Below are 16,486 nucleotides of genomic sequence, written 5' to 3'. Positions count from 1 at the left end.
CTTACAGTGTCGCAATAGTAGCCAAAGCCACTGCAGAGTTGTAAATAACCTGAGTTACCTGAGTCCATAAGGTTAAGTTATCTTTATACTCAGTATTAAGAGGAACAATTACAGTATCACCGGCTTGTATAAGCTCATCAGAGCTAAACCATAAACTCTTTGTCGGTAATACCACAGAACCATCTGCTTTTATGATATAGATTCTGTCTGCATCGCCACGCTCTCTTGACCCACCTGACATAGCTAAGTAGTTATCAAGTGTTAATCCATTTTTAAACCTGTGGGTAGCAGGATGCTGTACTTCACCCATAACGGCGACAGTTTGCTTAGTCGATGGTACGTACAATATGTCACTTTCTTCAAGCTGAATATCTGCTTCAGGTATTCCAACATTAATAGCAGTCAAATCAACAACTAATCTTCCTACAGCCTTGATATTTTCAAGATCGGTAAGCATTAATTGTGCATCAGCATAGTTAATTAACGTCCCATCTTTAGATACCCCTCTAGTGGCAATATCTCTTCGCAACTGATCTGCTAGCTTTTTAATTTCAATCTGTTCTTGCTGTCTAATTGACTGCCTTACAAAAACTGCTGCACTAGGGTAAGCATAATCAGTAAAGCCACCAGCTCTAATTAATACATCTGATAACTTTTCACCACGACGAATATTATAAGATCCAGGAAACTTAACTTCGCCACGCACTTCAATTAATTTTGACTCTTGCCATTCAGGTGTTGTTAAAACATTTAACATATCCCGGCTTTGTAACACTAGGTTATCTTCGGCTGCATTATCAAAAACACCACTAATGCTAATATTAGAATGCATGATATCTGCTTGAGCATTGGTATTATTCTCTCTTGTTAACTCAGCTCTCTCGACATAAGCGCCTTCTTGAAGGCCGCCTCCTGCTAGAATTAAATCTTTAACTCGAGCATTTTGTGACAGAGGGTAAATGCCTGGATGGCGTACTTTACCTGTAACGGAAACAATTTGAACGCCTTCACGCACTTTCCGTTGTTGAGTGAGCTTGCTGATCACGGGAAAGAGTAATTCACTTCTTCTCATTGACTTACTTAAAGCAATTAAGTCTTTGTCGTCGAAAAGATTAACAAGCATTTTTTCAACTTCGTTTCTGACTGTATCTTGTTCAATATTTTGTTGTTCAGTAACGACTATACCGGCAATTTCATCTTTGTATTGTGAGTTGCCTTTATTACTGACTAAATTAAAGCCACTTTGGAAAGCATCATTACCAACTAGGTTATTGCCCCTTAAGCTATTAACTTTTTTAACTCTGTCTTGAACAAGTTTATTTAATTCATATCTATTTAGAGTGTCATCGTTAAAATTAAATACAATTATTCTATCCCTAGCAGTTAAACTTATATTGTCAGCCGAGTGGTTATCATTAATTGCCTTTCCTGGTGAGAATTGGTGCACTTCAATATCACCATACTTATTGAGCTCCCTTACGACTAATGCATACTCTAAATCAGCTGTCGCTGCTAGATCACCCCATATGGAAGGCAATAAGTCACTCACTTTAGTGTTTGGGCTCCATTGATACTTACCCGGACGAACAACAGCACCAACTATAGTGACGGCATTTTCAAACTGAGGAGATGAATTTTTAACCCAAACGTAATCCCCAGCCTTTGCTTTAACTTGACGACCATTTGCAGATGTTAAATCAACATTTACTATTGTTTTTAAACCACTTTTATTGAATCTTTCTACACTTGTCAATTGTGAATAACTGCCACTTTTCACGCCAGCTGCCATATCAACGACATCAGCAATAGTTTCACCTGGACTAAGTTCATATATTGCTGGGCGACGTACCTCACCAGTAATGGTGACTAATCCACCAACAGAAGGAATAAATACCACGTCACCTGAACGGAGATTAATATCACCCGAGGCATCGCCTCTTAATAGCAGATCATATAGGTCAAACTTACCAATCAATTTACCGCTACGCTTAACCTGAACGTTACGTAAGCTACCTATTTCATTCACGCCACCAGAAACAAACAATGCTTGAGTAATTGTTGATAAACTAGATACTGTATATGAACCAGGCTTATATGCATCTCCAGCAACAAAAATTCTAATTGAGCGTAACTCTCCCATGGAGATGTTAGATTCAATACCAATCATTTGGCTTTTAATCTGCTGCTGTAACTGTTGGCGTAATGCTGCAAAGTTCAGTCCATTTACAGATATAGGCCCAAGTTCAGGGAATTGAATTGTGCCATCGCGATTGATAGTTAATTTATATTCTTTATTTTCTTTACCAAATAATTGAACGTTAATAACGTCCCCAGGCCCGACCATATATTCATTTGGCACTGGCACATCGGAAACAGGCGCAAAGGTAGACGGTTCACCTGCAAACATGTTGTAACCGAAGCGTTTTAATTCATTTTTATTTGAGTCGTCAGTAAAATCTAAATCTTCTTCTTGTTTCAATTGTGAATTGACTGCTTCCTCAAAGTTTCGTTGACCAACCACATCAGGTGACGTCACCTTAGTATCCTGCCTTACTCCACCTGACAAAACTGATGGATCTATGCCGTACTGTTGAGATATTCGTTGTTGCTCTGACTGTGGCAATTTTTTAAATTGCTCAATCATCTGAGGTGATGGAGTAATAGCCTGTGCAGGCAAGTTCAGAGTACTTAGGATGACAAAACTTGCTATGAGTAGTTTCTTGGTTATATCTAACACCAGTTATCTCCGACCTGATTCATGTTTTAAAATTGATTAAGTAAGCTAATATGCATTAGATCATATCTAAAAGTGGGCTGATAATATACCTTATTCGAACGATTAAGACTGGTGGGATGGCATTAGTTAAATAAAGTTTAATTTAAAGCCATTTTTTGTATCATTTGTCACACAGACCTTTTCTGCAGTTGATTTAGATTCAACAACAGAAATGGTCAGTGCTACATAAGCGGATGATAAATCTTTAACTTGATACGTCTGCTAATAGGTAGATGATTGTTGCAAAGCTACTTGTTAAGCTGAGGAGGATAAGCTGACATTACATGTCCAATCGCATTATTGATAATCTCTACACGCTCTTGTGGCGTATTTTGATCGCGTATGGTGTCTTCAACACTACCACGCCATACAAGTTTTCCAGTTTTATTATCAATTAAATCAATTATTAATGTACCTACTTCATATTCACGCACCGTGGTTTGAGTGTGCATCGAACCACTCCATCCCCAACCTGGTCCATAATATGGGTTATAGCCAAAGTTGTTATTAAACGTATCAACATTAATCTTTTTGTCTACTTTGGTCAGGTAGTTAACTAACAAATCAGCATCAGCTGCGACTTTAGTTAACCCTTTAGCTACCATTTGACTATCGACAGCATCTCTCACTCGCTGATCAAGTAATCCATCTAAGTGATAACCTTTGTCTTCTTCTTTGGCTGCAACCCAAGTGAATGTTTTATATTGGTCAAATGACACAGCTGGGTCAAAATCAGTATTGGTTTTTAATGTGCTACATGCACTTAAGGCTAATACTGCTATCGCTAAAACTAACTTTTTCATACAAACTCCAAAAACATTTAAATAATCACCAGCTTATAGACAGTTAAATGATTGTCAAGTTCAGCATTTAATCAATAAATTAAATACTATTAAAGGTAACGAAAGTGCGGATTTAAAAATACGATAAAACCGATTAGTCTCCGAATTGATTTTCAAAGTAACTTTCGACAATCAGTACCGCAGAAACTGCATCAATTTGCCCTTTCGATAGTGCTTTAAATCCACCAAGTTCAAACAATCTGGCTTTGGCATCTGCCGTTGTTAAGCGCTCATCTTGAGTAGCCACTTTTATACCAAAGCGCCCATTAATGCGATTAGCAAATTTACGAGCCCGCTGGGTCATTTCTTGCTCTGTACCATCCATATTTAACGGTAATCCTACTACCACTAGATCTGGTTGCCATTCGATTATCAACTTGCCAATATCATCCCAGTTGGGAATGCCATCAACCGCTTTAATCGACATTAATGGACTGGCACTGGCTGTAATGGCCTGACCAATTGCGATACCAATACTTTTGGTACCATAGTCAAAACCTAATACGGTTTGAGGTTGCATGATGTTCCTTCAGGTAGATAATGTAGGCTTGGCATAGTGTCTAGTGTCGTATTTTTGTCTCAAGCATGGCCTACCTGAGATGATATTTGCCACATATCAAAGCCCAGTTGCTTAGAGGCGATATCCCACAGGTGTTCAGGGTCTTTGGTATACAACAATTCTGGAGTTGCTTTAATGGTTAACCAGGTATTGTTTGCTAATTCTTGCTCTAATTGATCTTTTCCCCAACCGGCATAACCTAATGCGACGACGTAATCTGCGGGCGATTTTTGGGTACCAATTGCTGATAATACATCGCGTGATGTCGTCAGCATGCAGTAGTCTGTTACTTGATGGCTATTAATCCAATCTGGCTGTGGACTATGAAGTACAAAGCCACGATCTGGTGACACTGGGCCGCCCGATAATACTTGAGAATTAATATAGAAAGCCGACTCAGGTGAAGGATTAAGCCCCATTTGCTCTAGTAAGTCTTCGAGCTCAAGACCGATTGGGCGATTCACGACCAATCCCATTGCGCCTTTTTCATCATGCTCACAAATGTAGATAACACTGCGCTCAAAAAAAGTCTCTTCAAGCGATGGCATAGCAATTAATAGATAACCTTGTAAACAGTCACCTTGTAGACGGCTTTTTTTGGCAATACTGACTTCTGAACCATCCATAATAACTTCCCTTGCTTAAATACTTAGCTCTAATACTTACTTATTAAAACAGAGTGTACAAGTATATAAACCAATACTTTATGTTAATAATCATTTGATATTAACTATGGCTTAATGTTTAAGGGGTTATCCACCGGCTAGCTTCACCGTGTAACCCATTTTTTCTAATAGGGTTTTCAATTGTTCACGGTTATCTGTTTGAACCTCGATATCAAAGTCTTTTACAGTACCGCCACAACCACACTGTTTTTTTAGTTTCTGCGCTAAGGCTTTAAGTTCAGTTTGATCTAAACCTAGGCCCTTTAGCACACTCACCCCTTTGCCTTTACGGCCTTTAGTATCTTTATGGATCCGAACTATGCCGTCACCATCGGGTACTGCTTCTACTTCTTTTTCAGGTTCAATACGGCCTTTATCGGTACTGAATACTAATCTTATATTAGGATCTATTTTCATAATTTATGTGTGCTTTTTTACAATAGATTTAGTCTATCAAATTGAGATAGATGAGGCGAGAAAGTAAATTTTTATGCTGTGCTAATGGTGTTTAGTTGAAACAAAAGCAGATCCCCGACAAAAACACTCGGGGATGACGCATGGGAAGCATCCGTGATGATGCTTCTAACGTCATCCCGGCAATGCTTGTGGGCCGGGATCTGTTTCTAACAATAAAGTTTTACAATGTTAGCCATCATTTGAAGACGCATGGGAAACATTGAAAATGAAGCATTGAGGATGATGGATTGGAAGTATGCAGGCTTAAGAAATGATGATTGGGAACAATGGTTTTAGTCTATGAAATTGAGATAGATGAGGCGAGAAAGTACATTTTTATGCTGTGTTAATGGTGTTTAGTTGAAACAAAAGCAGATCCCCGACAAAAGCACTCGGGGATGACGCATGGGAAGCATGTAGGCTGACGAAAGACTTTATACGTCATGCTGACAATGCTTATATACGTCATCCCGGCAATGCTTGTGGGCCGGGATCTGTTTCTAACAATAAGGTTTTACAATGTTAGCCATCATTTGAATATGGTCGTCATTATCATTTAAACATTCAATATATCTGAAGTCTGTGCCACCAGCGCCTTCAAATACATGACGATTTTCCCCTTGAATTTCTTCCAAGGTTTCTAAACAGTCAGCGCTAAATGCAGGGCAAATAACAGCAATATTATTGATGCCTTTAGCAGGTAAAGCCTCAATAGTGACGTCAGTATAGGGCTGTAACCATTTTGCTTTACCGAAACGAGATTGGAAAGTAACGACGTAATCGTCTTCCGTTAAGCCTAATTTCTCGACCACTAAGCGGCTGGTTTTCATACAAAAACAATAGTAAGGGTCGCCTAGGTGTAAATTACGTTCTGGCATACCGTGATAGGACAGCACTAACTTTTGCGGTTTGCCATGCTTAGCAAAATCTTGCTCAATTGAATTAGCCAGTGCTGATATTAAATCAGGATGATCATGATAGGTATTAATAAAGTGTAATGCGGGTAAGTAGCGCCATTTGCATAACTCTTTGGCGATTGCATCAAATGCCGAAGCAGTTGTGGGCGCGGCATATTGAGGATAAAGCGGTAATACCACTAAATTATCAATTCCTTGCTTGTGCATTTTTTGCAAAGTTGAAGCGACGGAGGGTGAACCGTATCGCATGGCTAGGTGTACGCTAGCATCCATTCCGGTTGAAGCTAATAACTTATCGAGCTTAGCCTGCTGTTGTTGACTTATAGCAAGCAACGGAGAGCCATTCTCAGTCCAAATCTGCTTGTATAAAGCCGCTGATTTTGCTGGACGAACGCGTAAAATAATACCGTGAAGTATCATCATCCATACTAGTTTAGGAATTTCGACTACACGAGGGTCGGCCAAAAACTCTGCCAAATAACGTCTAACGGCAGAGGTGGTTGGAGCATCTGGCGTACCTAAGTTAAGCAATAATACGCCTGTTTTACCGCGAGCACTGTGCCCTGTCTCTTTATCTAACCCTGAAAATCGCGCCAAAGCTCGCTCCTAGTATAATGTACTGATGAATATGTTTATTTATGATAAGAGGATATTTGGAAAATATCCTCTTGTCTCAATTTTTTATTAAAATTGCGACTGAAATTAAATAATTAAATAATTAAATACTTAATTGTTTGTCGATAGCTTTTTTAAGCTCTTCACTATCGGGTTTTACGCGCGAGCTAAACTCAGTGACAGTCTCACCGTCACCCGAAACTAAATATTTGTAAAAGTTCCACTTTGGCGCAGTACTCTTCTCGTTTAAGTGCTGAAACACTGAGTTAGCATCATTGCCACGCACTGGTGAGGTGGAGACCATAGTGAATGTCACACCATAATTGATAAAACAGACATCGGCAGTTTTTGCTTCATCTTTTTCTTCTTGGAAAAAATCATCAGATGGAAAACCAATAACAACTAATCCTTTGTCTTTATATTGTTTGTGTAAGGCTTCAAGCCCTTCAAATTGTGAGGTAAAGCCACAGTTTGAAGCCGTGTTGACTATTAACACTGTTTTACCTTGGGTGAGCTCACACAAGTTGACGTTATCGTCTGAATGCAGTTTACGCGCTTCTACATTTAGGTAGTCAGGGCAACTTGCTGCACTGGCATTAGCACTGAAAAATGTCATACCAATAGTTAGAGCCACTAGTGATGTTGCAACCAATGAAAGCTTCGCTATAGAAGGAAGCGTTTTTGAAGACATTTGCGACAAATCTGACATAAGTAATCCTTATTAAATTGATGAGCACGTAAAATTGCTGCGATTTCTAACTAAACTTACTGAGGACTAGTTTTACTAAACACTGACTTTTAAAACCTGACTTTTAGAAAATGGCTAGTTAGCTAGTAAGCACTAACTGAGTAGGTGCTAGCGAAGATTAAATCAACATTATCAGCACTATTTACATACCAGAATATTTTCCATATATACGGTTGTAATGCTGACTTGGATCACTAGCTTGAAATCATTGATATAGCTAAATTAACTCTTGCACATCGTTAAATCTAAGCCTAATTAAAAATAAAACCCAATATTAATGTTTAATCGGGAGCGCCACGAGGTATCACCATTATCAATGCCAACACCATCGCCGCCAACAAAGTACATATTCTTACCCGCTATCCAGTCAAGATACGAATAAAATTTACCTGCGGTAATAGCACAGCCCGTTACATTTTGAACCGAATCAGCAAGCCCACTACCCGATGCAAGTACCGTACTATAATCGTTATAACAGTTAATATTTGAAATAGGTCCAAAATTTACATCGATAGATTTTGATAGGTTAGCGGTTACTACATCAGCTTGTGCTGCTATCTCAAATGGGTATGAAAATGCAGATAATGCCATACGATTACCATACTTAACATCATAATTGTAATGTAAATACTGCAATTGAAGTTGCCAAGTTTGCCAATCTACTTGCCAATGCACTGCTCCGGCAAATGTGCTGATGTCATCTGTATTAGGTGTATTGCCATCAATGCCCTCTACCCCGTTAACGCTAGCAACATAATCGAGTTGACCATATTGAATAGAACTACCAATCTTTTGGCTAAAACTATTTTGGCTTATCTCATATTCAATACGGGCATCTAATTGCCCGGACTCCTGATAGGGTGACTGTTCTGTGGTTGCTATATCAAAAGAATAGCGATCAAAGCGACTACCTTTACCGTACTCATCATTGGCAAAATAAGCTAAATCAACACGCAAATTATTGCGCTGATATTGATAATGTAACCCGGCATCGTAATCATCTTCAAAACCCATGTAATACGTCGCACCAAACCAAAAAGAATGCGCAGCGTAAGGCAGTAGTCCAAATGGCACTTGGGTAACACCTAGCTGTAATGATTGTGCCTCATCAAATTGATAACCCATATACGCATGGTGGATGACGTCCATATCCTGGTACCAACGATATTGGGCTGAAGCAAACAAGCCATCATCGGATTTGTAATTCACATCGGCACGAAATAACTCAAACTCTAATTTTGCTTTATTGTCATAATCTTTCCAGCCGTAATTAACGCGAACTGCGCCACCAATATCTAACTCATCAGTGACCTCAACTGCTTGAGGTTGGAAAGATAAAATAGCGAGCAGTAATGGTGATGATTTCTTGATAAAAGACATGAAATAATCCTTACGGTGGTGTTAACGTGATAAGAGCAAATTCCCATTTGAGCGGCTGTAAAGTGATAGCTTAATTAGTGATGGTAAATGTACAGAAAAAGGGCAACTATTATAACAAAAAGCCGCAACGATTGTTGCGGCTTAATTATAAATGGCACAAAGCGTTAATTAACGTCGCTTAATCCATGTCTAATGTCACACCTTCCAAAAAGCCTGAATTAGAAGTGTCATTGGTTTTAAGCTTAATCATTAAGCGCAGATCATTAGGAGAATCGGCGTGGTGTAATGCATCGGCGTAACTAATTTCACCTTCAGAGTACAAACCAAGTAAGGCCTGGTCAAAGGTTTGCATGCCCTGCTCATTCGATTTAGCCATGGTTTCTTTTAACAAATGCAGTTCATTTTTTGCGATCAAACTACCAATACGCGGTGTATTGATAAGGATTTCAATTGCAGCACGGCGGCCTGTACCATCTGATTTAGCAATAAGCTGTTGAGCAACAATACCCCGTAAGTTCAGCGACAAATCGAATAATAACTGAGCATGCTTACTTTCCGGTACTAAATGCATAATTCGATCTAGTGCTTGGTTGGCATTGTTGGCATGCAAGGTTGCCATACATAAGTGACCCGTTTCAGCGAACGATAATGCAAATTCCATGGTTTCTTGGGTACGAATTTCACCAATCAAAATAACATCGGGCGCTTGGCGTAAAGAGCTTTTAAGTGCTGCATCAAAAGACACGGTATCAATACCCACCTCTCTTTGAGTCACAATACTTTTACGGTGGTTATGCACAAATTCGACCGGGTCTTCAATGGTTAAAATATGTCCCCGAGCATGGGCGTTACGATAACCCACTAACGCGGCTAGCGATGTTGACTTACCCGTACCCGTGCCGCCAACCATAATAATTAAGCCGCGTTTGCTCATGACTAAATCTTTAAGAATGGGCGGCAGTTTCAAATCATCCATTTCAGGAATGTTGGTTTCAATACGGCGCATCACGCAGCCAGCAGAGTCACGCTGCCAAAATGCACTCACACGAAAACGCCCTAAGCCCGAAACCGCATAGGCAAAGTTACATTCGCGAGATTCTTTAAACTCTTTTTTCTGCACATCGGTCATTAAAGATTCAACAAACTCTAATGACTGGGCAGGCGTGAGTTTTTCTTCTGACAGTGGATGTAACTCACCATCAATTTTGGCACTTGGTGGAAACATAGCTGTGATAAATAAATCAGAAGCTTTTTTTTCAACCATAATGGCTAAAAAAGGGCGAACATCCATTGTACTATTCCTTAAAAGTTGGCTTGTTTATTTCCGCTCTTCTGCATTGCATCTTCACGCGTAATCAAACCACGATTGACTAACGTTTGTAGGCATTGATCTAACGTTTGCATACCATGGGCCATACCGGTTTGAATAGCTGAATACATTTGCGCCACTTTATCTTCACGTATTAAATTACGAATAGCGGGCGTACCCATCATAATTTCATGTGCGGCTACACGTCCTCCGCCGACCTTTTTAACTAGCGTTTGTGAAATAACAGCCTGCAATGATTCAGATAACATAGTCCGTACCATGCCTTTTTCACCCGCGGGGAATACATCCACAATACGGTCAATGGTTTTTGCCGCTGAAGTGGTATGTAAGGTACCAAATACTAAGTGGCCGGTTTCAGCCGCTGTCATGGCTAAGCGAATGGTTTCTAAGTCACGCATCTCACCCACTAGAATAACATCGGGATCTTCACGCAGTGCACTTCTAAGCGCTGCATTGAAACTGTGGGTATGCTTATGCACTTCACGTTGGTTGACCAAACATTGCTTATTTTGGTGAACGAATTCGATTGGGTCTTCAATCGTTAAAATATGCTCATGGCGATTTTCATTAATGTAATCGACCATTGCCGCTAAAGTGGTGGATTTACCAGAGCCTGTAGGTCCTGTTACTAATACTAATCCACGAGGATAGCTGGAGATTTTTTTAAAAATATCCGGGGCGCCAAGCTGCTCAAGTGACAAAATGTCAGAAGGAATGGTACGAAAAACAGCACCAGCACCACGGGATTGGTTGAATGCGTTAACACGAAAACGTGCTAAGTTAGGTACTTCAAACGAGAAATCTATTTCAAGATGTTCTTCGTAATCTTTACGCTGCTTATCATTCATAATGTCGTACACTAAACTGTGTACACCTTGATGATCTAACGGCGGCAAGTTAATTTTTCTTACTTCACCGTCAACACGGATCATAGGTGAAACACCTGCAGAAAGATGTAGATCTGATGCTTTATGTTTTACACTAAAAGCCAGTAATTCAGTGATTTCCATTATAGAGATGTCCATTTTAACAATATGAATACAACAATAGCAGACAGATTATCAATCGCCCAGAGTAGAATGAATCAAGCGGCGCAAAAATGTTCACGCTCGCCCAGCGAGATAAAGCTGCTTGCAGTGAGTAAAACTAAACCTATTAGCGACATTATAGAAGCTTATCAGGCTGGACAGCGACTTTTTGGCGAAAATTATGTCCAGGAAGGTGAGCAAAAAATTATCGCAATGCAACAGGCGCATCCAGATATTGAATGGCACTTTATTGGACCATTACAATCGAACAAAACTAAAATTGTTGCAGAACACTTTGATTGGATGCATACCTTAAGCCGTGAGAAAACGGCAAAACGGCTAAATGATCAACGCCCTGCGCAAAAAGCACCGCTTCAGGTGTGCATTCAAGTCAATATCAGCCAAGAAGACACCAAATCAGGTATTGATGCGTTAGCTGTTATTGAATTAGCCAAGCAAATCAGTCAAATGCCAAATTTATCGCTAAGGGGAGTCATGGCCATTCCGACCGCGACAGATGATGCCAACGTTCAGCAAGCTGAGTTCAGTCAACTTAAGCAAATATATCAGCAATTGCAGCAACAATTTGAAGGTATTGATACCCTTTCAATGGGAATGAGTGGCGATTTAGATATGGCCATTGCTAATGGTTCTACCATGGTAAGAATAGGCAGTGCGATATTTGGTGACAGAGCGTAAGCTAGCGCTGTATTAACGCCTTCTAAATGTTAGTGCATGCAACATTAACAAGCTCAATAACGATAGAAATATGAGTCGTTTCACCTTCAAGTTGTTCTAAAAGTGATAGCTAATGGACACTGCTGCACAGTGGCTAACATTGAAAATGACTTTTTTGCCCTCATATAAACAAACATGATACGTAATCGAATTAAAAGTTGGACAATATAATGACACAAGCAAAAGTATGTTTTATTGGTGCAGGAAATATGACCCGTAGCATTATTAGCGGACTGGTAAAAAACGGTTATCCAAGTGAGTTAGTTCACGCGACTAATCCCAGTCAACCTAAGCTTGATGCACTTAATACTGACTTTGGTATTCTGGTATCTAACGATAATATTCAGGCTGCAAAAGATGCCGATGTGATTGTACTAAGCGTCAAGCCCCAATTGATGCAACAAGTTTGTGAGTCTATGCAAACTCTCGATTTATCCAATAAGTTAGTTATCACTATTGCTGCAGGCATTCCAGCATCGAGATACCCAGAATACTTCAACCAACCCATTAAACTTATTCGCACTATGCCAAATACGCCAACACAATTAGGTTATGGCATGACAGGCATTTTTGCTGATGAGAGTATTACTGAAGCACATAAAGCCATATGCCAAACCCTGATGGAAAGCGGTGGCAAAGTCATTTGGGTCGAAAAAGAAAGCGAACTTAATCAAGTTATCGCGCTTGCTGGCAGCTCACCAGCTTATTTTTTCTTGTTCATTGAATCAATGATAGAAACAGGCAAAAGAATGGGTATGGATGAAGCCAAAGCACGGGCATTAGCAGAGCAAGCGGCATTAGGTGCGGCGCAAATGGTGATTCAGAATCAAGATTTATCTTTAGCGACATTGCGTAATAATGTCACTTCAAAAGGTGGGACAACAGCCCAAGCCGTTGAAACCTTTGAAAAAGGTGGCTTACGAGAATTAGTCGATAGCGCAATGAGTAATTGTGTTGCTAAAGCAGAAGAAATGGCAAAAACATTTTAAGTTTATAAATTGACTTAAATTACGTGTTTTCGCGGTTTTGAGTGCTAAAATCACTCAAGTTATTTTGACATCATTGGTTAATAAATCAGGCCAATGACTATACCCTGAACACTACAATGGTAAGGCAACATCATGAATGCAATGAGTTTTTTAGTTAGCACCTTGTTTGATTTATATTTAATGGTTGTTATTTTACGTTTTTGGCTACAGCTAGTTAAAGCCGATTTTTACAACCCATTTAGCCAATTTGTAGTAAAAGCTACCCAACCGATTGTCGCGCCAATGCGCAGAGTTATCCCTTCTATAGGTAGCATTGACACAGCATCGCTACTTTTAGCTTTAATCGTAGTAATACTAAAGATGTTAGTGCTGACATTCATTGCAGGCGCTGGAATTGATATTGCTACCTTATTACTTTTCTCGGTAGTCTCGGTGCTGAAAAATGCTGGAGTGCTGCTATTTTGGATGCTACTTATTCGTGCGGTGTTAAGCTGGTTTAACCAGGGCAACAATCCCATTATAATGATAATGTCTCAGCTTACTGACCCAATTTTAGCGCCAATCCGTAAAGTGATCCCGGCGATTGGTGGTTTAGATTTATCGGTATTAGTGCTGTTTATTGCGATGAATTTTATCAATATTTTATTTTCCCAATACATTCCATTTTGGGCGATGATTTAGCATAAAACGTATCATATTGAAAGGCAGTCTTTTTAGACTGCCTTTTTCATACTGAAAACTGGCACTAGATTGATGTAAAAATGGCGTTACGCTAATTGCAACACCTAACGCTAGCATTAACCGCGACACATTATATAGCGCTATACTTACAATTCCGCCATATAGCAGTTTTGTGCTGCTTTTAAAAAGGATATTAAAATGTTTAACAAAATACTCCCGTTCGCACTCGTCATAAGCTTAATGCTGTTAATTGCACCAGCACAAGCAGAGCAGAAACAACAAGTCGGTAATTTTGACATTCATTATATGGCGCTTAACAGCACCTTTATCACACCCGCTATTGCCAAAACCTACGGTATTGAACGCAGCCGCTATAACGGCATTATCAATATTGCTGTGTTAGATACAAGCCAAGAAGGCAATCCGGCTGTTGCGGTTGAAATATCGGGCATTGCTAATAATTTACTTGATGCCAAAATGGATCTCAATTTTAAAGAAATTCGTGAAGGCGATGCTATTTATTATATTGCCCAGGTCCCCTATCGTGACGACCAGGAGATTAATTTTTCTATCGCGATTAAACACGCCAAAAAATTAAATACCTCGCTAAAATTTAAGCAAAAGTTTTATGTTGATTGATTAAAATACGGACTGATAACTCAGTATTTGGTTAGCTAAACTTAAACGGGTTAATCTTGCGTGCTGATTTGCTGCCTTCTTTTACTGCTTGCTTGAGGTATAATGCCGAACTTTTCAGATGACAAAATAAGGCAATCTCATGCAAGCACCCGTTTCCCAACAAATTGTGTTAGCCAGTGGTAATAAAGGCAAACTTAATGAGTTTGATCAAATGCTGGCTCAATTCAATATTCAAGTGCTTGCCCAAAGCCAATTTGATGTCCCTGAAGTCGCTGAAACCGGCACCACGTTTGTTGAAAATGCCATTATTAAGGCTCGTCATGCTGCTGAAATCACGGGTAAACCAGCTATAGCCGATGACTCAGGTATCGAAGTTGATGCATTAGACGGTCAACCAGGTATCTATTCGGCGCGTTATTCAGGCCAGGGCGCGACAGAAGTCAGCAACTATCAAAAGTTACTTACAGAAATGAAATTACATCAAAATCGTGCCGCTCGTTTCCAATGTGTATTAGTGTATATGCGCCATGCCAAAGACCCTACACCAATTATTTGCCAAGCTGCGTGGGAAGGCAGCATTAATTTAGCCCCCCAAGGCGAGCAAGGCCACGGCTATGATCCTATTTTTATTCCGCACGGATTTGATAAAACCGCCGCAGAATTAACCAGTGATGAGAAAAATGCTCATAGCCACCGGGGCAAGGCATTAGCCATGTTAGTGGCAGCCATGCAAGAGAAAGGCATTATTCAAGGCTAACAATGACTTGAATACCCGTTTTTAAAAGCTACCGCTAAGCGAATAGTGTAATCATACCCACTTAAATAGGCTAACCATCGATGTTGTCATTACCACCACTAAGTTTGTACATCCATATTCCGTGGTGCGTGCAAAAATGTCCTTATTGTGACTTTAATTCCCATGGTCAAAATGGCGAATTACCACAGCAAGAATATGTCGACGCGTTATTAGCAGATCTTAAAAATGATCTGAGTTATGTCCAGCAAAGACCTATTCACACCATTTTTATTGGTGGTGGCACTCCTTCGCTATTCGATGCTAGCCAAATACAACGTTTACTCGAAGGGGTTGAAGCCATGATCCCGTTCGAAACAGACATTGAAATTACCATGGAAGCCAACCCTGGCACGCTTGAACATGACGATTTTGCCGCATACCGCGCCGCTGGCGTAACGCGTTTATCTATTGGAGTGCAAAGCTTCTCTAAAGAAAAGCTTAATCTATTGGGGCGCATACATGATCAAGATGAGGCTAAAACAGCTGCAGAGAAAGCCAAACAAGCCAATTACTTGAGTTTCAACTTAGACTTAATGCATGGTCTGCCAAATCAAAGCTTTGATGAAGCCATGCATGATATTGATACCGCTGGCGCTTTAATGCCGCCGCATCTGTCTTGGTATCAACTTACCATTGAACCTAATACTTTGTTTCACTCTAAACCACCACAATTACCCGATGATGAGAAATTGTGGCATATTTATGAGCAAGGACAAGAAAGACTTGCAGCGTTAGGCTATGAGCAATACGAAATATCAGCTTACGCCAAGCCTGGTTTTCAGTGTCGACATAATCTTAACTATTGGAAATTTGGTGACTACTTAGGTATTGGTTGTGGCGCCCACGGAAAAATTACTCAGCCAGATACGGACAGCATTATTCGCACAGTCAAAATTAAGCACCCTAAGGGCTACTTGGCGGCGAGTAATTACACCTCAGAAACCACAGAGGTCATAACCGAAGACAGAGCTTTAGAGTATTTAATGAATCGCTTACGTTTGATGACGCCAATTCCTAAAGCAGAATTTGAAGCGCGAACAGGTCAAAGTGCGGCAGTTGTAAAAGAAGGTATGGTGAAATCGATTAATCGAGGGCTATTAACTGAAACCGACACCCATTGGCAGCTAACGTCAAAAGGTCATATGTTTGTTAATGACCTGCTGTCACAGTTTATTTAACCGTAACGAAGAAGTTAATTAAAGCAAGGCAACAAATAAGCTTCACATAACATATCAGTCTGGTGCTAACTAGTAGCACCAGACTGTAACTAATTTGAGTGTCTTTCAGGTTAATTTCACATTATCGAAACACTTACTAACACTTCAAT

General features: G+C 39.9%; 16 protein-coding genes. 6 read left to right on the top strand and 10 right to left on the bottom strand.

The genetic code is table 11. From position 1 onward, the window contains the following. Position 1 precedes the first annotated feature (1 nt). From FJ709_RS05290 to FJ709_RS05245, 10 genes are all read right to left on the bottom strand, one after another. Positions 2-2,737: an SLBB domain-containing protein gene (locus FJ709_RS05290; protein WP_404830016.1), complete on the bottom strand. Its 2,736-nt coding sequence runs from the start codon at positions 2,735-2,737 to the stop codon at positions 2-4. A gap of 287 nt (positions 2,738-3,024) precedes the next feature. Further along, positions 3,025-3,579 (bottom strand): DUF4136 domain-containing protein, encoded by a 555-nt coding sequence (locus FJ709_RS05285; protein WP_226414098.1) that lies wholly within the window; start codon positions 3,577-3,579, stop codon positions 3,025-3,027. 133 nt (positions 3,580-3,712) lie between these two features. Further along, positions 3,713-4,138, bottom strand: coding sequence for a Holliday junction resolvase RuvX (ruvX, locus tag FJ709_RS05280; RefSeq protein ID WP_226414096.1), 426 nt, complete (start codon positions 4,136-4,138; stop codon positions 3,713-3,715). Between the two features lie 59 nt (positions 4,139-4,197). Then, on the bottom strand, positions 4,198-4,803 hold the full coding sequence (locus tag FJ709_RS05275; protein ID WP_226414094.1) for a YqgE/AlgH family protein: 606 nt from the start codon (positions 4,801-4,803) through the stop codon (positions 4,198-4,200). A gap of 126 nt (positions 4,804-4,929) precedes the next feature. Further along, complete coding sequence (gene yciH, locus FJ709_RS05270) at positions 4,930-5,259, bottom strand: stress response translation initiation inhibitor YciH (protein ID WP_226414092.1); 330 nt, start codon at positions 5,257-5,259, stop codon at positions 4,930-4,932. A gap of 539 nt (positions 5,260-5,798) precedes the next feature. Then, complete coding sequence (gene hemH, locus FJ709_RS05265) at positions 5,799-6,812, bottom strand: ferrochelatase (protein WP_226414091.1); 1,014 nt, start codon at positions 6,810-6,812, stop codon at positions 5,799-5,801. 121 nt (positions 6,813-6,933) lie between these two features. Beyond that, a complete protein-coding gene (locus FJ709_RS05260) occupies positions 6,934-7,446 on the bottom strand; it encodes a glutathione peroxidase (protein WP_226415866.1) in 513 nt (170 codons plus the stop codon). A gap of 387 nt (positions 7,447-7,833) precedes the next feature. After that, the gene (locus tag FJ709_RS05255) at positions 7,834-8,958 is read right to left on the bottom strand and encodes a hypothetical protein (protein WP_226414090.1); all 1,125 of its coding nucleotides are present in this window, start codon (positions 8,956-8,958) and stop codon (positions 7,834-7,836) included. A gap of 178 nt (positions 8,959-9,136) precedes the next feature. Then, on the bottom strand, positions 9,137-10,249 hold the full coding sequence (locus tag FJ709_RS05250; RefSeq protein WP_226414089.1) for a PilT/PilU family type 4a pilus ATPase: 1,113 nt from the start codon (positions 10,247-10,249) through the stop codon (positions 9,137-9,139). An 11-nt stretch (positions 10,250-10,260) separates the two neighbouring features. Next, a complete protein-coding gene (locus FJ709_RS05245; protein WP_226414088.1) occupies positions 10,261-11,298 on the bottom strand; it encodes a type IV pilus twitching motility protein PilT in 1,038 nt (345 codons plus the stop codon). A gap of 24 nt (positions 11,299-11,322) precedes the next feature. Between FJ709_RS05245 and FJ709_RS05240 the strand changes: the two genes are divergently transcribed. The 6 genes from FJ709_RS05240 to hemW all read left to right on the top strand — a co-directional run bounded on the left by FJ709_RS05240 (position 11,323) and on the right by hemW (position 16,337). Beyond that, positions 11,323-12,015: a YggS family pyridoxal phosphate-dependent enzyme gene (locus FJ709_RS05240; protein WP_226414087.1), complete on the top strand. Its 693-nt coding sequence runs from the start codon at positions 11,323-11,325 to the stop codon at positions 12,013-12,015. 209 nt (positions 12,016-12,224) lie between these two features. Then, positions 12,225-13,043, top strand: a complete 819-nt coding sequence (proC, locus tag FJ709_RS05235) for a pyrroline-5-carboxylate reductase (RefSeq protein ID WP_226414086.1) — start codon at positions 12,225-12,227, stop codon at positions 13,041-13,043. Between the two features lie 132 nt (positions 13,044-13,175). Next, complete coding sequence (locus FJ709_RS05230; protein ID WP_226414085.1) at positions 13,176-13,724, top strand: YggT family protein; 549 nt, start codon at positions 13,176-13,178, stop codon at positions 13,722-13,724. Positions 13,725-13,922: 198 nt separating this feature from the next. After that, positions 13,923-14,363, top strand: a complete 441-nt coding sequence (locus FJ709_RS05225; RefSeq protein WP_226414084.1) for a DUF4426 domain-containing protein — start codon at positions 13,923-13,925, stop codon at positions 14,361-14,363. A gap of 139 nt (positions 14,364-14,502) precedes the next feature. Continuing rightward, positions 14,503-15,120 carry an RdgB/HAM1 family non-canonical purine NTP pyrophosphatase gene (gene rdgB, locus FJ709_RS05220; RefSeq protein WP_226414083.1) on the top strand — a complete coding sequence of 206 codons (618 nt, stop codon included), beginning with the start codon at positions 14,503-14,505 and terminating at the stop codon, positions 15,118-15,120. 80 nt (positions 15,121-15,200) lie between these two features. Beyond that, the gene (gene hemW, locus FJ709_RS05215; protein ID WP_226414082.1) at positions 15,201-16,337 is read left to right on the top strand and encodes a radical SAM family heme chaperone HemW; all 1,137 of its coding nucleotides are present in this window, start codon (positions 15,201-15,203) and stop codon (positions 16,335-16,337) included. Positions 16,338-16,486: the final 149 nt, after the last annotated feature.

Source organism: Shewanella glacialimarina (genome assembly GCF_020511155.1).
In the GTDB taxonomy this organism is placed as follows: Bacteria; Pseudomonadota; Gammaproteobacteria; order Enterobacterales; family Shewanellaceae; genus Shewanella; species Shewanella glacialimarina.
This window is presented reverse-complemented; position numbering and strand designations above follow the sequence as displayed.